Consider the following 17,663-nt stretch of genomic DNA (forward strand, 5'->3'; position numbering starts at 1 on the left):
CGCGGTTGAGCTGGACCGACATCGAGGGCTGGATCGGCGAGCACGCCCCGGCGCTGCACGCCGCGCTGCTCCCGCCGTCGTCCGCCGGGGACGTCGCGGACGCGGAGGAGTCCATCGGGTACGCGCTGCCGCCAGACCTGTCCGCGTGGTGGCGGCGGTTCGGTGGCATCGGCGTGACGTACTCGCGCTGGCCGCTCATCCCGCCCACGTGGCAGCCGCACGGCCTCGATCGGGCGCTGCGCCTGCGGACGCTGATGATGGCGGCGATCAGCGGCATCGCCTTCGCCACGCTCGGCGAGGAGAAGGACTACGAGGCCGGCGCACTGCGAGAGCCCGCCGGAACGCCCTGTGTGGACCTCTGGCTGCCCGCGTGGCTGCCGGTCGCCGCGGACGGTTCCGGGTACGAGCTGTTCGTGGATCTGCGCGGCGGGCCGCGGCACGGGTGCGTGATGGAGTGGGGGAAGTACAGCGGTGCGGACAGCGATCCGCTGTGGCCCGGCGTGACCGCGATGTTCGCCGAGGCGTCGTGCGCGTTGCGCGGCGAGACCAGGCACCGCATCGTGTTCGAGCACAACGACTTCCACTGGGACTGAGACGCGCGTCCCACTCTCACCCCGGGCTCACGGCCGGTTGGGTAACGTGGTTCCTCGGTCTCATCAACCAGACACAAGGAAGCGAGGTGAGCGACACATGCCAGGCGACAGTAGCCCGCGCAGGTCATCCCACCTCGCACGCTTCAGTTCTGGCGTGTGACGCACACCCCCTGCACACAAGGGGAGTCACACGATGCACGTCTTCGACATGACACTGCGCATTGCCGAGAGCATGGGCCTCGGCGCGTTGATCGGTTTCGAGCGGCAGTACCGCTCTCGCATGGCAGGCCTGCGGACCAACGCCCTCGTGGCCGTGGGCGCCGCGTTGTTCGTCCTGCTGTCCGCACAGGGCTTCGACGGCCAGGGCGACCCCACGCGCGTCGCCGCACAGGTGGTGTCCGGCATCGGGTTCCTCGGCGCGGGCGTGATCCTGCGCGACGGGCTGTCGGTGCGCGGGCTGAACACCGCGGCCACGCTCTGGTGCGCGGCCGCGGTGGGCTCACTCGCCGGTGCCGGCCTGCACGCCGTGGCGGCGGCCGGCACCGTGGCGATCATCGCGGTCAACGTCGGCCTGCGAGAGCTGGGCCGGGCCGTCGACCGCAAGGACGACGAGGGCTAGTGGCGTGGCTCAGAACGGTGCCGGTGTATTCGTGGTCAGTCGGGTGTGTCGTGGTGAGCGCGAATACGCCGCCACCAACGTGTCGGCCAAGTACAACTAGCGCGGCTGGTACGTCAGGCAGTTCGCGTGGTGGTCGCCTTCGCCCTGACCGACTCGCACGCTCTGCGCCGTGCATTCCAGCGAGGCGTTGTGCACGCAGTCGGTGCGGGAACAGGCGCCTACCTGCGCGACGACCTTGTCCAGGCCGCCCTTCGTGCCCAACGGGATGAAGGTGCCGCAGTCCGCAGCGCCGTTGTCGCCGCGCACGGTGATCGCGAACGCGTGGCATCCGTCGTGGTTGTAGGAGCAGTCGTGCACGGTGCAATCGTGGACTGCGGGCATCGCCGGGTTCTCAAGGGTGGTCATGTCCGCTCCTGCCGTGGTGGGAAAGGTTCGGTAATCGCGACGATGCCACCACCGCAGGAGCCCCGCAATTCGAGAGGAATTTAGGCGAGCCTATCCTCAAGAATCATTTCAGGCGTGGTCGAGAACGCGCCGCAGGAACCGCCGGGTGCGTTCTTCCCGCGCGGGTCGGCGATCACCTGACCAGGTGGTCCGTGCTCGACGATCACGCCTCCGTCCAGGAACAACACCTGGTCGGCGACCCGCTCGGCGAACCGGATCTCGTGCGTGACGATGACCGTGGTCCACCCTTCCGAGGCCAGGTCTTTGATCACCGCGAGCACCTCCCCCACCAGTTCCGGATCGAGTGCCGAGGTGGGTTCGTCGAACAGCACGACACGAGGTTTCAAAGCCAGTGCACGGGCAATACCGACGCGTTGTTGCTGGCCGCCGGAAAGCTGGTACCGGTACGAATCGGCTTTGTCCGAGAGGCCCACCTGGTCCAGCAGCGCGCCTGCCTCGTCCACGACCTCGTCCGGTGGGCGTCTCTGGGCGACGACCGGGCCTTCGGTGAGGTTCTGCAGGACCGTGCGGTGCGGGAAGAGGTTGTGCGACTGGAACACCATGCGGCTCTGCGCCCGCAGCCGCGCGCCCGCCGCCCGGCCGGCCTTGCCCGGTGGCAGGGCGGAGAAGTCGACCGACACGTCGTCGATGCGGACCACGCCGTGATCCGGGGGGTCGAGGGCGTTGAGCGAGCGCAGCAGGGTGGTCTTGCCGGAGCCGGAAGGGCCCAGCAGAACGGTCGAGGTGCCGCGCGGGGTGCTGAAGCCGATGCCGCGCAGGACGTCCAGGTCGCCGAAGGACTTGTGCAGCACGGAGACCTCGATGCGGATGTCGTTCATGCGATCACGTACCTGTTCAGCCTGGTCTCCAGAGGAACTCGTTGCTCTCGGCCGCGGCCGGCTGCGACTCGCGGAAGAGTTCGGTCAGCAGCACGACCGACCCCAGTGACGTGTCCTTCAGCAACGACAGCAGCGTGTTGGACAGCGGCGGCACGGCGGTGCGGGCGGCCTGGGGCAGCACGATGCGGCGCAACGTCTGCGCTAGCCGAAGCCGATGATGGACGCCGCGACGTTCAGCGAGAACGCGACGACGGCGGCCGTGAAGGGCGGGAACTTCAGGCCTATCTGCGGCAGTGCAGTAGAAGACGATGAACAGCTGCAACAGCAGCGGGGTGCCGCGGATGACCGAGATGAACGCCCGCGCGAGGCCGGACAGCACCCGGTAGGGCGAGATCCGGGCCAGCGCGACCAGCAACGCGAGCACGAGGCCGATGGCGAACGACAGCGCGGTCAGCGGGACGGTGACCTTGGCCAGGCCCACGAACATCGGCCACGCCGTCGAGCGCAGGACGTCCCCCGTGCTGCGCGGGCCACGGCCCTCGGAAGGGTCCGCTGCGCCGCCGTCCTGCACGGACACGTCGGCCTTGAACTACTTCTGGGAGATGCCGCGCAACGTGCCGTCGGCCTTCAGGGCGTCGATCGCCTGGTTCGCCTGTGACAGCAGCGCGGCGTCGGCCTGGCGCAGGGCCAGCACCTGTTCGCTGCCCGCCTGGCCGGCGTCGCCCGCGATCTCGACGTCCTTCGAGCCGGTGGTGGCGAGGTAGTCGAGGACGGCGATGTCGTCGTTGACGATGGCGTCGGCACGGCCCTGCTGCAGCAGGGCGGCGGCTTGGGCGAAGCCTTCGACGGCCTCGACCCTCGCGCCGGCGTCGCGGGCCACCTTCGCCCAGTTGCTGGTGCTGGACTGGGCGGTGGTCCTGCCGCCGAGGTCCGCGATCGACTTGATGCGGTCGTCGCCGGTGCGGCGGACGATCACGCCGCGCGAGTAGGTGTAGGTGCTCGACAGGCCGTACTTCGCGGCGCGTTCGGGGTTGCGCGACACCTGGTTCGCGACGAGGTCGATCCGCGAGGAGTCGAGGGCGGGGAAGATCGCGTCCCGCTGCGTCTCGACGAACTCCAGCCACCAGCCCGCCTTCGCGGCGATCGCCTTGACGACCTCGACGTCGTAGCCGGTCAGCTCCTGGCTCTGGGGGTCGTGGAACGAGAACGGCGGGTAGGTGCCTTCCGTGCCGACGCGGACCAGCGGCGGTTGCTCTTGTTGCGCGGACGCCGGTGCGGGGACGACGATCACCAGCAGCACCGCGCTCCTGAACACTCGTCGCATCCGGGCAGGGCAGAGCGAACCGGGCGGGCGGTGCTGAAGATCCACTGTGCGGAACGGGGTGTGCGGCATGGCAACGGTGACCACTGCGGACGGACAGCTGGTGTCCTACGTGGACCACGGCGGGGACGGTCCGGCGGTCGTGCTGCTGCACAGCTTCCTGATGGACGCGTCGATGTGGGCGCCGCAGGTCGAAGCGCTCGGTGACCGGTACCGGCTGATCGCGATCGACGAGCGCGGCCACGGTGCCACGCCCGCGACCGCGCCGTTCGACCACTGGGACGTCGCCCGCGACGCGCTCGCGGTGCTCGACGAGCTGAAGATCGGCGGTGCGGCCGTCGCCGGCACCAGTCAGGGCGGGTTCGTGGCGCTGCGGATGGCGTTGCTGGCGCCGGAACGGGTGACGGCGCTCGTGCTGCTCGGCACGTCCGGCGAGACCGAGGACGAGCAGATCTCCGCCGCGTACCAGCAGCTCGCCGAGGTGTGGATCGCACAGGGCCCGGAGACGGTGATCGAGGCCGTCGCGAACATCTGCCTGGGCGACTACGACCCGTCCGAGTGGACGCCGAAGTGGAGCGCGGTCGAGCCCGAACGGCTGCGGCTGATCATGAACGCCCTGGTCGGCCGCGAAGGCGTGCTGGACCGGATCACCGAGATCGACGTGCCCGCGCTGGTGCTGCACGGCACCGCCGACCTCGCCTACCCCGTGGCGAAGGCCGAGGCTCTCGTCGCGGCGCTGCCCAAGGCCGAGCCGCTCGTGCTCGTCGAGGGTGGCGCGCACTTCCTGAGCCTCACGCACGCCGCGGACGTGAACCCGCACGTGGAGCGGTTCCTCCGCGCGAACCTCTGACGGCCCAGGCCTTCGCGGTCAGCTCGATCGGGCCCCGCGCCGGGAGACGGGAGCGGAGCAGTTCGCGGATGGCGTCGCGCTGCTCCGGCGGCAGCTTCGCGGCGTAGGCGGGTGCGGCGCCCGTGCCGCCCAGGAACGGGTCCCAGAAGTCGTCGAAGTCGCGGAACACCGTCGGCACGACGATGCCCGTCACCTCGACGTCGTGCAGGCCGGCGCCGGTCCACAAGGCGCGCAGGGGTTCGGCGCCGCTCACGTCGCTGAAGCGCAGTCCCTCGTCGTGCGCGGCCGCGGCGGGGTCGACGTCCTTCGCGGCGTCCCAGAACAGCCGCATCATCCGCATGCCGCTCGCGTAGTCCCACACGTACGAGCCGACGCACGGGGCCACGCGGGCGAACTCCCCCACCGCCTGGGCGGCGTCGGGCACGAACGTGAGCACGAGCCCGCTGACCACGACGTCGGCGGTGCGTTCGCCCAGATCAGTGGCATCGCCGACGGCGAACCCGGCATCGGGGACGCGGTCCCGGGCGCGGTCCAGGAAGCCCTCGGACGGGTCCACACCGGTGACCGCGGCCGGACGGGTGTGCGCCAGCACGGCCTCGGTCAGCACGCCCGTGCCGCAGCCGACGTCGAGCCACGTCCGGCCGGGCGGCACGTCCAGCCAGCGCAGGAACTCCACCGCGACCAGCCGGCTCCACCGGCCGACGTACCGCTCGTACGCATCACCCAGATCCCACACGTGTCGAAGGTAACCCAGCCCGCACCCCCGCGGGAATAAACGGGGGCTGGTCCGGTTAAGCTAGGTGATACATCAACTAGCGAGGTCGGGTGTGCTGTGAAGATCGCTGTTCTCGGTGCGGGCCACGTCGGTCCCGTCATCGCCCGCCTGGCCCTGACGGCGGGCTACGAGGTGGGCATCGCGGGGTCGGGTGACCCGGCGCGGATCGAGATGATCACCGAGTTCCTCGCCCCCGGCGCCGTCGCGCTGACGGCAGCCGACGCCGTGGCGGACGCGGACCTCGTCGTGCTGGCGATCCCGTGGCACCGCTTCCCCGCGCTCGAACCGGCGATGTTCGCGGGCAAGGTCGTCATCGACTCGATGAACCACTGGCCGCCCGCCGAGGCTCCCCTGGGCACGAGCGAAGACGTCGCGCGGCGGCTGGTGGGCGCCGACGTCGTGAAAACCCTGAACCACGTCGCCTACCAGGACATGGAACCCGCCGGCGGCCGTGCCGTCGGCATCGCCGGTGACTCGCCGGTCGCCGTGCGAGCCGTCGCGGAGTTCCTGGAACGCATCGGGTTCGACCCGGTGCCGGTGGGGTCCCTGGCCGCGGGACGGCTGCTGGAACCCGGCAGCCCGGTGTTCGGCGTCGCGGCCCGCAGGCAGGAACTCGAGAACTTCATCATGGAGCAGTCATGACCACGTTCGGACTCGACACGTTCGGCGACGTCACCCAGGACGCCTCCGGCACCCCGCTCACGCACGCCCAGACCATCCGCAACGTGGTCGAGCAGGGCGTGCTCGCCGACCAGGTCGGCCTCGGCTTCTTCGGCATCGGCGAGCACCACACCCCGGACATGCCGCTGTCGGCCGCCGACGTCGTGCTGGCCTCGATCGCCGCCCGCACCTCGTCGATCCACCTCGGTTCGGCCGTGACGGTGCTCAGCTCGGACGACCCGGTGCGCGTGTACCAGCGCTTCTCGACGCTGAACGCGGTGTCGGACGGCCGCGCGGAGATCATCCTGGGCCGCGGGTCCAGTGTGGACTCGTTCCCGCTGTTCGGGTACGACCTCGCGGACTACGAGGACCTGTTCGAGGAGAAGACGCACCTGTTCGCCGAGTTGCTCAAGGGCGGCCCGATCACGTGGCAGGGCAAGACCCGTGCGTCGCTGCACGAGCAGGACGTCGTGCCGTACACCGAGCCGTTCCCGACGTGGATCGGCGTCGGCGGCAGCCCGCAGTCGGTGGTGCGCGCGGCCTCGTACGGCTTCTCGCTGATGCTCGCGATCATCGGCGGCCACCCCGGCCGGTTCGCGCCGTTCTCGGAGCTCTACAAGCACGCGCTGGAGAAGTTCGGCCGCGACCCGCTGCCGATCGGCATCCACTCCCCCGGTCACGTGGCGCCGACCGACGAGGAGGCGCGCGAGGAGTTCTGGCCGCACTACCTCGACATGATCGGCCGGCTCGGCAAGACGCGTGGGTTCGCCACGCCGACGCCGGAGTCGTACGCGCACGAGGTGGGGCCGCACGGCGCGCTGTTCGTCGGGTCGCCGGAGACGGTCGCGGAGAAGATGGCGCGCACCATGAAGAAGCTCGACGCGAGCCGGTTCGACCTGAAGTACGGGATCGGCGGGCTGTCGCACGAGTCGTTGATGCGCACGATCGAGCTGTACGGGACGAAGGTCGTGCCGATGGTCCAGGACACGCTCGCCTGAGGTGAGCGGGGGCCGTTGCGGCCCCCGCTCCTCGCATCAATTCTTGGAGCTCGCGATCTCGCACTCCTTGGCGTGCTCCAGGCCGAGCGAGATCGACGCGGCGTCGTTGTTCGGGCCGCCCAGCGCGTAGCCGATCATCTCCGCGCCCGGTTCGTTGAGCACCTCGACGTAGCGGACTCCCTTGCCGCGCAGGCACTGCACGACGCGGTTGGCGAAGTCGACGGCCTCGGGGTTGGTGGTGTCCTTCTCCCACGGCGGCAGCGGCGTCTTCGCCTCGCACGTCTGGATCGCCTTGTCGAGCTCCTCCTTGGTGGGCTGAGGACGGCCGCTGCCCTCGGCGGCACGTCCCTTCCTGTCCAGGCCGAGGCTCGCCATGCACTGGTCGTACGGCACCTGGAGGGCTTCGAGGTCCTCCGGAGTCATGTCGAGGCGTTCGCGGGGCCGTTGCTCCTGGGCGGCCGACGTCGGGGCGGCGCTGCTCGGAGGCGTCGAGATCGAGGCGACCTGGGGCTGGGCGGCGGGTTTGGAGCACGCGGCCAGGAGCAGCAGGAGGGCCAGGGTGGTCTTCTTCATCGTGGGTCTTCCTTTCGTCACGCGGCGAGCGCCTGCGTCGGGGTGAGCCGGGCGGCGCGGATGGAGGGGTAGAGGCCGGCGGCGGCGCCCACGACGAACGCGGCGAGCACGCCTGCGGCCAGGACTTCGAGGGGGATGACGAGCGGCCAGCGGTGCAGCGTCGCGTAGCCGGCGACGCCCAGAGCACCCAGCGCGGTGCCTGCCAGCCCGCCCAGGCCGGAGAGCAGGACGGCCTCGGTGAGGAACTGGGCGCGGATGTGGCCGCGGGTGGCGCCGAGCGCCCGGCGCAGGCCGATCTCGCCGCGGCGTTCGAGCACGGAGATCACCATCGTGTTCGCCACGCCGACGCCGCCGACCAGCAGTGCGACGCCCGCGAGGCCGAGGAACAACGCGCTGTAGGAGTTCTGCGTGGCGCGCTTGGCCGCGAGCGCGTCGGACGGGCGGCTCACCTGCACCAGGCCGGGGATCTCTCCGTGGAGCGTGTTGGGCAGGATCGCCCGGACGTCCTCGATGGACTCCTCGCGGGCCTTCACGTAGACGACGGTCGGGTGGCCGTCGAAGCCCAGGTACGTGCGGGCGGCGTCCCAGCCGACGAGCACCGAGCGTTCGATGTCGGGCGCCAGTGGCGTGGGGCAGAGCACGCCCGTCACCGTGAACCACTTCTCCCCCACGAAGATCGCCGGACGGTCGCCCGCGCCGGCGATGCCGAGTCGTTGAGCCGCGACGTTGCCGAGGACCACGTTCGGGAAGTCCGGCCGCGGCAGGAACTCGCCGCTCCGGACGTGGCCGTTCACGATGTCCAGGAGGCCGGGGGTGGCGGCGAGGACGGTGATGTCGGAGCTGTGGCCGGGGTCCAGGAGGTCGTTGCGGCGGACTCTGGTGTGGGTGTTGGCGACCGCGGCGGCGGCCGTGACAGGGCCGATGCGCTGGACCATGGCCACCGAGGACTCGGGCAGCAGGACCGGGTCGTCCTGGCGTGGCGTGGGCTGGGCGCGCAGGAGGTTGGTGCCCAGGGCGGTCAGTTCGTCGAGCAGGGCCTGCTGGCTGGAGGCCGGGATGCCGGTGACCACCACGACGGTGGCGATGCCCAGGGCGATGCCGAGGGCGGACAGGGCCGCGCGGAGCCTGCGGGTGCGCATGCCCAGGGAGCCGAGGGCGAGCAGGTCGACGGGTGACAGGCGGCTCATCCGGCGATGCCGTTCAAGCTCGGGAACGACACGGTGGGCAGGTCTGCGGTGTCCGCGACGATCCGCCCGTCGCGCAGTTCCACCCGGCGTGGCAACGATGCGGCGATGTCGCGGTCGTGCGTGATCAGCGCGATGGTCGTGCCCTGTCCGTTCAGCTCCCGCAGCAGGTCCAGCACCGCGAGCCCGTTGGCGGTGTCGAGCGCCCCGGTCGGCTCGTCGGCCAGCAGCAGGGCCGGGTTGTTCACCACGGCACGCGCGATGGCGACGCGTTGGCGTTCGCCACCGGAGAGCTGCTGCGGCCGGTGGTCGGTCCGGTGCCCGAGGCCGACGCGGTTCAGGGCGTCCACCGCGAGCGGGCGGCGGTCCTTGCGGCGCACGCCGGCGTAGAGGAGGCCGGTGGCCACGTTCTCGGCCGCGGTCAGTCCGTCGGACAGGTGGAACTGCTGGAACACGAACCCGAGCCGGCTGGCGCGCAACGCGGACAGGCGGCGGTCCGGCAGGCGGGACACGTCCTGGCCGTCGATCTCGACGGTGCCGGACGAGGGCAGGTCCAGGGTGCCGACGAGGTGCAGCAGCGTCGACTTGCCGGAGCCGGACGGGCCCACGATCGCGAGCAGCTCACCCGAGGCGACCTGCAACGACACGTCGTCGAGCGCGGTCACGCCGCCGGGGTACCGCTTGGTCACCGAGCGCAGGGCGAGCACCGGGGTCATTGCGCCGTCACCACTTCCAGGCCGTCGACGACGCCGTCGCCGGAGATCTCGACCTCGTCCTGCGAGTACAGGCCGGTCTGGACGGCCTTCAAGCCGCCGGACGGCAGCTGCACGGCGTAGCCGCCCTCCTTCAGCGCCACCAGGGCGGCCAGCGGCACGATCAGCACGCCGGTGCGGCTCTCGGTGGTGACCGTCAGACGGACCGGGGCGGTGTCCAGGTCGGCGACGTCCGCCGGGGTGTCGGGCGTGACCACGACGTCGACCTTCGGGCCACCTCCGTTCTCGGCGGGGGCGGCCACCTGGGTCAGCGAGGTCACCTTGGCGGGGACCGGGCGGGTGTCGGGGCGCACGATCGTGACCGGCAGGCCGGCCTTCAGCACGCCCGCCTCGGTCACCGGCACCTGCAGCGTGACCAGGCGCGTGGTGGGTGTGACCTCGAACAGTGCCTCCGTCGCCGGTTCGCCGAGCTGGGCCTTCACGGTGCCGACGCGCATCGGACGGTCCAGGACGAGCACGCGGCCCGGCGCCAGGGTGCCGGTCTGCTCGACGCCGAGGGCCTTCTGCCACTTCTTGAGCGCCTCGACGACCCGCGGGGTGAACTCGGCCTTGGTGACGTCCTTGGGGCGAGTGCCGACCTGGTAGCCCAGGGCGGCGAGGTTGTCCATCAGCACCGCCACGTCCGATCCCTTGAGACCGGGGGTGTCCAGCGCGCGGAACAGCGGTGTCGCGCCGAAGAACACGACGACGGGCTGGTCGTCGACGCGGTAGAGCTCCTTGCCGAGCTCGGTGGCCTGGCCGGTGGCGGGCAGCTTCGTGACGGTGCCCGCGGCGCCCTTCACGAGCCGGGCGGCGCCGAAACCGAGCTGGGCCTGCAGCGTGCGGGTGTTCGTGAGATCTCCCTTTCGCACGGTCGTGGTCTTCACCGCCGGTGGCGGGGCCGCGGCGGGCTCCGGTGGCCGGGCCCGCACCACCAGCACCACGGCGATGACGACCACGACGAGCACTGCGGCCCCGATGACTGTCCTGCGCATGTCGTGGATCTTCGGAGGCACTTGTGAGGATCCTGTGTCGAACCGGTGATCGCCGTGAGGGCGTCCATATGATCGGCCCGTGAGCGCTCTCATCCTGGTCGCGGAGGACGACGAGAACCAGGCCGAGCTGGTGCGCCGGTACCTGGAGCAGGACCACCACCGGGTGCTCGTCGTCCACGACGGACGGGACGCGCTCGACGTCGTCCGCGCGCACGGTCCCGCTCTCGTGGTGCTGGACCTGATGTTGCCGGGGCTGGGCGGGCTGGACGTGTGCCGGGCGTTGCGGGCGGAGTCGGACGTGCTGGTGCTCATGCTCACGGCACGGTCCACTGAGGACGACCTTCTGCACGGGCTCGGGATCGGCGCGGACGACTACATGACCAAGCCGTTCAGCCCGCGTGAGCTGGTGGCGCGGGTGCGGACGTTGCTGCGGCGCGTGCCCGCTCCGAAACCGGAGCCGGTGCTGCAGGTCGGGCCGATCGTGGTCGACCAGCTGCGGCACGAGGTGAGGGTGCGCGGCGAAGCGGTCGAGTGCACGCCCGGCGAGTTCGGACTGCTGGAGGTGCTCGCGTCCGAAGTGGACAGAGTCTTCAGCCGCGAGCAGCTGCTGCAGCGGATGCACGGCTTCGACAGCTTCCTGACCGCGCGGACGATCGACACGCACGTGAAGAACCTGCGCCGCAAGATCGAGGCCGATCCGCGCACGCCCTCGCACCTCGTGACCGTGTACGGCATCGGCTACAAGCTCACGGCGGGACGCGTTGATGCGCCGTAGCGTCTTCACCCGTCTACTCGTCGTGGTGGTCCTGATCGCGGTGTGCTCGATCGCCGCGACGGCGTGGCTGGCGACGCAGCTGACCCGGGCGTCGATCGCCCGCGAGCAGGGCCGTGAGCTGGCCTCCGACCACAAGATCTACACGACGTTGCTCGCCTACGCCGCCGACCACCGCGACTGGTCCGAAGTGGACGGTTACGTCGAGAACCTGGTGTCCGAGCAGCCCGGCCGGCGCATCGCGCTGGTCACCAAGGACGGCCGCGCGGTCGCCGACCTGGGCGAGCACGGCGGGCAGCTGCCGGACAGGGCCTCGGCCGTGGTGGACCCGCTGGCCGTCGACCCGGTCCTGGTGCCCGGTGCGCCCGCCGACCGGATCGACAAGCGGGTGCTGGGGCCGTTCCGCACTCCGATCGACTTCCGCGACCGCGAGGACCGGACCGGGGCGCTGTTCTGCCTGCGGCTGGTCAAGAAGGAGCAGGCCCGGCTGGACTGCCGGGAGCGGGACCTGCCGTTCGACACCGCGGCCGACTTCTTCGCGTTGCTCGACCTGGAAGACCTGGTCAACGCCTGTCTGGCACGCCGCTCGTTGCCGCCGGTGGACCTCGATCCCGACTTCACCCCGGCGCGCAAGCAGTCCTCGGGCGTGCCGCCACCGGACGAACCGGCCGTCGCCGCGTGCGTGGCCGCGTCGCGGAAGGAGCAGCTCACGCCCTACGTGGCGCCGCCGGTCCTGCTGTACCTGTCGAACCCGACGGGCCCGCCGACCGCCGCGATCTCGTTGTCGGGCAACGGCTGGCGGGTGATGGGGGCCGCGGCGGCGGTGCTGCTGGCGGCGGTCGGGGTGGCGGCGTTCGCGGGGGCGCGGATCACCCGGCCGCTGCGGGCGTTGACGGCTGCGGCGACGCACATGTCCGGTGGGAGCGACATCCCGCCGGTGCCGGTCAGGGGGCAGGATGAGATCGCGGGGCTGACCAGGGCGTTCAACACGATGGCGGCGAACAGGGCGCACCTGGAGCGAGCGCGCAAGGCGATGGTCGGCGACGTCGCGCACGAGCTGCGGACGCCGTTGAGCAACATCCGGGGCTGGCTGGAGGCGGCCGAGGACGGGGTGAGCGACCTCGATCCGGCCCTGGTCGCGTTGCTGCTCAAGGAAGCGCTCGTGCTGCAGCACGTGGTGGACGACCTGCAGGACCTCGCCGTGGCCGACGCGGGCTCGTTGCGCCTGACACTCGAACGGCTCAACGTCGCGAGGGCATTGGAGCAGCTCCAAGCCGCGCACGAGGCGCGGGCGGCTCAGGCCGGCATCACGCTGACGGTGTCCGCGGATCCCGCTCTCACCGTCCGGGCCGACGCCCTGCGGTTGCGGCAGATCCTCGACAACCTCGTCTCGAACGCGCTGCGCCACGTGCCCGCCGGCGGGTCGGTGACGGTCGGGGGCACGGCCGGGGACGGCGAGGTCGTGATCACGGTGACCGACACCGGTCCTGGCATCTCCGAGGACGATCTGCCGCACGTGTTCGACCGGTTCTGGCGGGCGGACAAGTCGCGCAGTCGCAGCACGGGCGGCAGCGGGCTGGGGCTCGCGATCGTCCGCAAGCTCGTCGAGGCGCACGGTGGAACCGTCGATGTGATCAGCGCGACAGGCGCCGGAACCACGTTCCGCGTCCGATTGCCGGAACTCAGCTGATACACCCAGCGTTAGCTCGCTGGAGAGGAAACCGGTGATTGTTCCCATGCCCACGAGCGCGCCCCGTCGCACGGGCTCGTTCGTACTGACCGAAGACGTGACCGTCCGGGTGACCGGGCAGGCGCGCACCGCGGCCGCGATGCTGCGCGAGCACATCTTCCGGCAGACCGGCTACCTGCTGGCGGAGTCGCCCGACGGCATGCTGATGGTGTCGCACGACCCGGCCATGCGCGGGCTCGGCCCCGAGGGGTACGCGCTGCTGGTCAGCAACGACGCCATCATGCTGCGCGCGGGGACCCAGGCCGGGCTGCGGCACGGCGTGCAGACGTTCCGGCAGCTGATGACCCGCGACGCCACGGTCCGCGCGGCCGACGTGCGCGACTCCCCCGCGTTCGCGTGGCGCGGTGTGTCGAGCGCGTTGCTGGCACCGGCCGAGATGCGCAAGGCGATCGACCGGATGGCCGCCTACAAGCTCAACGTCCTGCACGTGTTCCCGGACGGCGATCCCGACGCGCTGCGCGACCTCGTCGAGTACGGGCGCGACCACGGCATCACCGTGGTGCCCGAGCTCGGTCCGGCGACGATCGAGTTGCTGGAGCTGTTCCCGAGCCGCTGGGTGCACATCGGCACCGCCAAGCTGACCACCAGGTTCGCCGGTCTGCTCGAACGCCACGGCAAGCTGCCGGTGCGCTGGCACGACGGGGACGCCGCCGTTCTCGGCCCGCACGGCAAGCTAGCCGAGGGCGACGACGGCCTGCGCGCCATCGCGACCGCGGGCTGGGTCGGCGAACTGCGCACCGCCTCGGCCGTGGCGCCCGCCTGGTAGGTCGTTCACAGTCGTCGCGTGATCGCAGGTCACGCGACGACCGCGGTTCACATGTTTATCTTTGATCAGCGGGTGCCCAGGGGGTGTTGAAGCCGCGCGACCGGCGATGTTGTGTCACAGCAAGCCTTCCGGTCACATCCGTGAACCTGTCCGTTGGCTGTTGCCCGCTGAATCGACGCTGATCACGTGCGATCGTGGATTCCGTGCGGGCCTCTTCGAAGTCGCGGTCAGTCCAGCGGTTCCGGCTGTTGCTCGTGGACGACGACCGCGAGCTGGTGGAGCTGCTCGCCGTGGTGCTGCGCGGTGAGGGATACGACGTCGACACCGCCTTCGACGGGCAGCGAGGCCTGCACCTCGCGCTCACCCGGCCCTACGACGTGGTGGTGATCGACCGCGTCCTGCCGGTCGTCGACGGGCTGGACCTGTTGTCCCGGTTGCGTTCCCGGTCCGTGCGGACGCAGGCCCTGATGCTCACCGCGATGGGGTCGGTGCACGACCGGATCGACGGTCTCGACGCCGGCGCCGACGACTACCTCGCCAAGCCGTTCGACCTGGGCGAGCTGACCGCGCGGCTGCGGGCGCTGTGCCGGCGGGCGGCGGAACTCGCCGCGGTGCTGCGCATCGGTGCCGGCTGCCTGGAGCTCGAACAACACCAGGTCGTGCTGCCCGACGGCGAGAAGGTGCCGCTGACCACCAGGGAGTTCGCGCTGCTGCGGGTGCTCGCCACGCACCCGGAGACGGTGCACACGCGGGCGGCGTTGCGGCGCACGGTGTTCTGCGACGCACCCTCTCAGTCCATTGTGGACACCTACGTGCACTACCTGCGTTCGAAGGTGGGACGTTCGGTCGTGCAGACGGTGCAGGGGATCGGCTACCGGTTGGGGGCGCTGTGAGGTCGTGGGCGGAGGCGGAGCGCGCGGAGGTACGCCGGGCGCGGCTGCGGGTCAGCGTGCTGGTGGGCCTGGCGATAACGCTGATGATCACGTTCGTCGGGGCGATCGCCTACGTCGTCATCGCGCACGCGCAGGAAACGCAGGTGTCGCGCGAACTCCGCTACAACATCCAGTACGGCGTGCCCGGCATCGCGCCCCGGTGCGCGTGGGTGTTCGTGCTGGAGGACGGCGTGCTGCACGAGGGAGATCTCCAGGTGCCGGCCGGGTTCCCGCTGCGGGACGACATCGACGCCGTGCACAGGTCCGGTGTCGCCGTGCCCCGCGACGTCACCGCGAACGGCACGGAGTACCGGGTCCTCACGGCGCCGGGCGCGGACGGCACGACGGTGCAGGCCGTGTTCGACATGCGCTACCAGCTCGCCGACCGCACACACCTGCTGCAGGCACTGGCGATCGCGCTGGCCTGCGGCCTGCTCGCGGCAGCCCTGATCGGCCTCGGCATCAGCCGCCGCACGGTGGGCCCCTTGGCGGAGGCGCTGGCGAGGCAACGCCGCTTCGTCACCGACGCGAGCCACGAACTGCGCACCCCGATAGCCCGCGCCTACCTGCGCGCCCAACTGCTCGCCGCCCACCTGCCCGCCGACCAGCGGACCGACCTGGACGCACTGGCCAGGTCGATCCGCGGCCTCGCCGACGTGGTGGACGACCTGCTGGCCTCCGCGCAACTTCCCCAGCGACTCGACGGCAAACCCGTGGACCTGGCCGACGTGGCCGAAGCCGCCGTCGTGGGCGAGACGGAACGCGCTGCCGAGCGGCGGATCACGGTGTCGCTCGACCACCCCGGACACCCGGTGGTGGTGCAGGGCATCGAGACCGGACTGCGGCGGGCCGTCGACGAGCTGCTGGCCAACGCCGTCCGGCACACGCCGGAGGGTGGGCGGATCTCGGTGGGCGTGCGGAGTGGTGGTGGGGTGGCCGAGCTCGTCGTGGCGGATGACGGCGAGGGGTTCGAGGCCGGGGAGGCGGAGCGGTTGTTCGAGCGGTTCCACCGGGGTGCGGGTGAGGGGCGGTTCGGGCTGGGGCTCGCGCTGGTGCGGGAGATCGTGACCGGGCACGGCGGGACGGTCGAGGCGGTGGGGCGGCCTGGGCTGGGGGCTCGGTTCACGTTGCGGATTCCGGTGGCCGGGCCTGGGGTGCCGGAGGTGCGGGAGCGGATCGCCAGCGCCTGCCCGTGAGGCTGGCGGTGCGGCGGGTCGGCGCGGTGTGGGGGCGGCGGCTGGGCGGTGGCGGCTGGGCCGCCCCCTCACCGTCGCCGCGCCACCACCGCTCCCACCTCAAGCACCGCCCCTCACCACTGCCGGCTGACCACCACCTCCGCCGCCACCCGGACGTCCGCGTCCAGCGGGCGGTCCGGGTCCACCGGTTCGATGGCCGAGGCCAGTGCGTCCAGCAACGCCGCGCACCGGGGCGCGGTCGGGCGGCGGCCGCCCACGTGCACGGCCTGGCGCAGGCCCAGGGCGAGGGAGCCGCACAGCAGGCGCAGCAGCTCCGCGAGGTCGTAGGCGCGCAGCGCCGCCTGGGTGCCGAACGGCACCACGTCCTGGTTGTGCAGGTTGGTCGGCAGGCTCTGCGTGCTGGCCGGCAGGACGCCTCGGCGGATCTCGGCGATGAAGGCGGTTGTGGCCAGTTGGACGCCTTGCAGGCCGTGTTGCTGGCCTGGGCCGGCTGCGAGCATGGGTGGGAGGCCGGTGTTGCGGGCCGGGTCGACGAGCAGGTCGAGCTGGCGTTCGGCCAGGTTGCCCAGTGAGGCCGTGACCATCGCCAGGACGTCGGCGGCGAAGGCGGCGGGCTGGCCGAAGAAGTTGCCGCCGTGGGCTATGAGGTCGTCGTCGGGGAAGAACAGCGGGTTGTCACTGACGCCGGCCAGGTCCGCGGCTACGACGCTGTCGGCGTAGCGCAGGGCGTCCTCGGAGGCGCCGAGGAGTTGGGGTGCGCAGCGGATGCTGTACGGCTCCTGCAGTGCGCGCAGGCCGCTGGGGGTGGTGCCGTCGAGCATGGAGCGCATCCACCCCGCCACGGTCACGCCCCCCGGGTGGCCGAAGGCGGAGATCAGGCGTGGGTCGGTGAAGCCGGGGTCGGCGCCGACGACATCCACCAGCAGGCACGTCAGGTCGGCCAGAGCTAGGTGCGAGGAACGCACGGACGACAGGGCGAGGGCCAGGGCTGCCGTCGTGACGGAGGTGCCGTTGACCAGGGCCAGTGCGTCGCGGCCGTCCAGTTGCAACGGGGTGAGTCCGGCTGCGGCCAGGGCGTCGGCTGCGGGCCGGCGGACGCCGTCGAGGTAGGCGTGTCCTCGGCCGCGCAACGCCTGGGCGGCGTAGGCGAGCGGGATGAGGTCCCCGCTGGCGCCGACGGAGCCGTAACGCGGGATGGCCGGGACGAACGTCGTCGCGAACATCGCGGACAGGCCCGCCACGACGTGGGCGGACACGCCGGAGAGGCCCTGTGCCAGGGACCAGGTGCGCACCAGGAGTGCGGCTCTGGCGATGTCCAGGGGCAGGTCGGGGCCTTGGCCCGCGCCGAGGTGTGCGAGGGTGTTGTCGCACTGGTCGGCTTCGGTGGACCTGCCCGCGAAGCCCACCAGGGCGCCGAACCCGGTCTTGGCGCCGTACACCGGGCGCTCGTCGTCGGCCAGGACCGTGCGCAGGTAGGCGCGGCCTCGTTCGACTCGGTCGAGCACGTCGGAGCCGACGAGCACGGGTAGCGGCCCGGAAGCGCGCTGAAGATGCGGAACGGTCAGGGGTGAACCCAGGTCCACGGACGTGTCTGAGGCGGTCGCGGTCACCGCACGGACGGTAGGCAGCCGATCTCAGAAAGTT

At 71.3% G+C, this 17,663-nt stretch carries 20 protein-coding genes; 10 read left to right on the forward strand and 10 right to left on the reverse strand.

Features of this window, described 5'->3' with window-relative positions; genetic code table 11:
* Nucleotides 1-5: 5 nt before the first annotated feature.
* Together SK571_RS37215 and SK571_RS37220 are read left to right on the forward strand one after the other, a co-directional pair.
* Nucleotides 6-593: an SMI1/KNR4 family protein gene (locus SK571_RS37215; protein ID WP_319988806.1), complete on the forward strand. Its 588-nt coding sequence runs from the start codon at nucleotides 6-8 to the stop codon at nucleotides 591-593.
* Nucleotides 594-786: 193 nt separating this feature from the next.
* On the forward strand, nucleotides 787-1,212 hold the full coding sequence (locus tag SK571_RS37220; protein ID WP_236224046.1) for an MgtC/SapB family protein: 426 nt from the start codon (nucleotides 787-789) through the stop codon (nucleotides 1,210-1,212).
* A gap of 96 nt (nucleotides 1,213-1,308) precedes the next feature.
* Here SK571_RS37220 and SK571_RS37225 read toward each other — a convergent pair whose 3' ends face one another.
* The 4 genes from SK571_RS37225 to SK571_RS37240 all read right to left on the reverse strand — a co-directional run bounded on the left by SK571_RS37225 (nucleotide 1,309) and on the right by SK571_RS37240 (nucleotide 3,819).
* On the reverse strand, nucleotides 1,309-1,617 hold the full coding sequence (locus tag SK571_RS37225; protein ID WP_319988807.1) for a DUF1540 domain-containing protein: 309 nt from the start codon (nucleotides 1,615-1,617) through the stop codon (nucleotides 1,309-1,311).
* Between the two features lie 80 nt (nucleotides 1,618-1,697).
* Entirely contained in the window at nucleotides 1,698-2,495 is a 798-nt protein-coding gene (locus SK571_RS37230; protein WP_319988808.1) for an amino acid ABC transporter ATP-binding protein, read from the reverse strand.
* 16 nt (nucleotides 2,496-2,511) lie between these two features.
* Nucleotides 2,512-3,072, reverse strand: coding sequence for an ABC transporter permease subunit (locus tag SK571_RS37235; RefSeq protein WP_319988809.1), 561 nt, complete (start codon nucleotides 3,070-3,072; stop codon nucleotides 2,512-2,514).
* Nucleotides 3,073-3,084: 12 nt separating this feature from the next.
* On the reverse strand, nucleotides 3,085-3,819 hold the full coding sequence (locus SK571_RS37240; RefSeq protein WP_319988810.1) for a transporter substrate-binding domain-containing protein: 735 nt from the start codon (nucleotides 3,817-3,819) through the stop codon (nucleotides 3,085-3,087).
* A 67-nt stretch (nucleotides 3,820-3,886) separates the two neighbouring features.
* On the opposite strand from SK571_RS37240, the gene SK571_RS37245 reads away from it, so the two are divergent.
* The gene (locus SK571_RS37245; protein ID WP_319988811.1) at nucleotides 3,887-4,666 is read left to right on the forward strand and encodes an alpha/beta fold hydrolase; all 780 of its coding nucleotides are present in this window, start codon (nucleotides 3,887-3,889) and stop codon (nucleotides 4,664-4,666) included.
* Here the strand turns inward: SK571_RS37245 and SK571_RS37250 are convergent.
* Nucleotides 4,608-5,402: a class I SAM-dependent methyltransferase gene (locus SK571_RS37250; protein WP_319988812.1), complete on the reverse strand. Its 795-nt coding sequence runs from the start codon at nucleotides 5,400-5,402 to the stop codon at nucleotides 4,608-4,610. The genes SK571_RS37245 and SK571_RS37250 overlap by 59 nt on opposite strands.
* Before the next feature lie 96 nt (nucleotides 5,403-5,498).
* Here SK571_RS37250 and SK571_RS37255 point away from each other — a divergent pair, with 96 nt between their 5' ends.
* Both SK571_RS37255 and SK571_RS37260 read left to right on the forward strand, forming a co-directional pair.
* Nucleotides 5,499-6,083: an NADPH-dependent F420 reductase gene (locus SK571_RS37255; protein WP_319988813.1), complete on the forward strand. Its 585-nt coding sequence runs from the start codon at nucleotides 5,499-5,501 to the stop codon at nucleotides 6,081-6,083.
* On the forward strand, nucleotides 6,080-7,099 hold the full coding sequence (locus tag SK571_RS37260) for an LLM class flavin-dependent oxidoreductase (RefSeq protein WP_319988814.1): 1,020 nt from the start codon (nucleotides 6,080-6,082) through the stop codon (nucleotides 7,097-7,099). Before SK571_RS37255 ends, SK571_RS37260 begins: the two co-directional genes overlap by 4 nt.
* A 36-nt stretch (nucleotides 7,100-7,135) precedes the next feature.
* Here SK571_RS37260 and SK571_RS37265 read toward each other — a convergent pair whose 3' ends face one another.
* Genes SK571_RS37265 through SK571_RS37280 form a run of 4 tightly spaced genes read right to left on the reverse strand, consistent with a single transcriptional unit; the run spans nucleotide 7,136 to nucleotide 10,603 of the window.
* Nucleotides 7,136-7,672 carry a hypothetical protein gene (locus tag SK571_RS37265; RefSeq protein ID WP_319988815.1) on the reverse strand — a complete coding sequence of 179 codons (537 nt, stop codon included), beginning with the start codon at nucleotides 7,670-7,672 and terminating at the stop codon, nucleotides 7,136-7,138.
* Nucleotides 7,673-7,689: 17 nt separating this feature from the next.
* Nucleotides 7,690-8,859: an ABC transporter permease gene (locus tag SK571_RS37270; RefSeq protein WP_319988816.1), complete on the reverse strand. Its 1,170-nt coding sequence runs from the start codon at nucleotides 8,857-8,859 to the stop codon at nucleotides 7,690-7,692.
* Complete coding sequence (locus SK571_RS37275; RefSeq protein WP_319988817.1) at nucleotides 8,856-9,572, reverse strand: ABC transporter ATP-binding protein; 717 nt, start codon at nucleotides 9,570-9,572, stop codon at nucleotides 8,856-8,858. Before SK571_RS37275 ends, SK571_RS37270 begins: the two co-directional genes overlap by 4 nt.
* On the reverse strand, nucleotides 9,569-10,603 hold the full coding sequence (locus tag SK571_RS37280) for a peptidoglycan-binding protein (RefSeq protein ID WP_319988818.1): 1,035 nt from the start codon (nucleotides 10,601-10,603) through the stop codon (nucleotides 9,569-9,571). The genes SK571_RS37275 and SK571_RS37280 overlap by 4 nt, the downstream gene beginning before the upstream one ends.
* Before the next feature lie 79 nt (nucleotides 10,604-10,682).
* Between SK571_RS37280 and SK571_RS37285 the strand changes: the two genes are divergently transcribed.
* From SK571_RS37285 to SK571_RS37305, 5 genes are all read left to right on the forward strand, one after another.
* Entirely contained in the window at nucleotides 10,683-11,378 is a 696-nt protein-coding gene (locus tag SK571_RS37285) for a response regulator transcription factor (RefSeq protein WP_319988819.1), read from the forward strand.
* Entirely contained in the window at nucleotides 11,368-13,065 is a 1,698-nt protein-coding gene (locus SK571_RS37290) for a HAMP domain-containing sensor histidine kinase (protein WP_319988820.1), read from the forward strand. The genes SK571_RS37285 and SK571_RS37290 overlap by 11 nt, the downstream gene beginning before the upstream one ends.
* Nucleotides 13,066-13,099: 34 nt before the next feature.
* Nucleotides 13,100-13,891 (forward strand): glycoside hydrolase family 20 zincin-like fold domain-containing protein, encoded by a 792-nt coding sequence (locus SK571_RS37295; RefSeq protein WP_319988821.1) that lies wholly within the window; start codon nucleotides 13,100-13,102, stop codon nucleotides 13,889-13,891.
* Between the two features lie 203 nt (nucleotides 13,892-14,094).
* The gene (locus SK571_RS37300) at nucleotides 14,095-14,784 is read left to right on the forward strand and encodes a response regulator transcription factor (protein ID WP_319988822.1); all 690 of its coding nucleotides are present in this window, start codon (nucleotides 14,095-14,097) and stop codon (nucleotides 14,782-14,784) included.
* A complete protein-coding gene (locus SK571_RS37305; RefSeq protein WP_319988823.1) occupies nucleotides 14,781-16,019 on the forward strand; it encodes a sensor histidine kinase in 1,239 nt (412 codons plus the stop codon). Before SK571_RS37300 ends, SK571_RS37305 begins: the two co-directional genes overlap by 4 nt.
* Before the next feature lie 113 nt (nucleotides 16,020-16,132).
* Here SK571_RS37305 and SK571_RS37310 read toward each other — a convergent pair whose 3' ends face one another.
* Nucleotides 16,133-17,629 (reverse strand): aromatic amino acid ammonia-lyase, encoded by a 1,497-nt coding sequence (locus SK571_RS37310; RefSeq protein ID WP_319988824.1) that lies wholly within the window; start codon nucleotides 17,627-17,629, stop codon nucleotides 16,133-16,135.
* Nucleotides 17,630-17,663: the final 34 nt, after the last annotated feature.

This window comes from Lentzea kristufekii (genome assembly GCF_033949925.1).
GTDB lineage: Bacteria > Actinomycetota > Actinomycetes > Mycobacteriales > Pseudonocardiaceae > Lentzea > Lentzea kristufekii.

Excerpts from the sequence above, each read along its gene's own strand:
- SK571_RS37290 (WP_319988820.1), top strand. The coding sequence starts at position 11,368 with ATGCGCCGTAGCGTCTTCACCCGTCTACTCGTCGTGGTGGTCCTGATC.
- SK571_RS37275 (WP_319988817.1), bottom strand. The coding sequence starts at position 9,572 with ATGACCCCGGTGCTCGCCCTGCGCTCGGTGACCAAGCGGTACCCCGGC.
- SK571_RS37270 (WP_319988816.1), bottom strand. The coding sequence starts at position 8,859 with ATGAGCCGCCTGTCACCCGTCGACCTGCTCGCCCTCGGCTCCCTGGGC.
- SK571_RS37220 (WP_236224046.1), top strand. The coding sequence starts at position 787 with ATGCACGTCTTCGACATGACACTGCGCATTGCCGAGAGCATGGGCCTC.
- SK571_RS37260 (WP_319988814.1), top strand. The coding sequence starts at position 6,080 with ATGACCACGTTCGGACTCGACACGTTCGGCGACGTCACCCAGGACGCC.
- SK571_RS37280 (WP_319988818.1), bottom strand. The coding sequence starts at position 10,603 with ATGCGCAGGACAGTCATCGGGGCCGCAGTGCTCGTCGTGGTCGTCATC.
- SK571_RS37240 (WP_319988810.1), bottom strand. The coding sequence starts at position 3,819 with ATGCGACGAGTGTTCAGGAGCGCGGTGCTGCTGGTGATCGTCGTCCCC.
- SK571_RS37265 (WP_319988815.1), bottom strand. The coding sequence starts at position 7,672 with ATGAAGAAGACCACCCTGGCCCTCCTGCTGCTCCTGGCCGCGTGCTCC.
- SK571_RS37245 (WP_319988811.1), top strand. The coding sequence starts at position 3,887 with ATGGCAACGGTGACCACTGCGGACGGACAGCTGGTGTCCTACGTGGAC.
- SK571_RS37225 (WP_319988807.1), bottom strand. The coding sequence starts at position 1,617 with ATGACCACCCTTGAGAACCCGGCGATGCCCGCAGTCCACGATTGCACC.
- SK571_RS37230 (WP_319988808.1), bottom strand. The coding sequence starts at position 2,495 with ATGAACGACATCCGCATCGAGGTCTCCGTGCTGCACAAGTCCTTCGGC.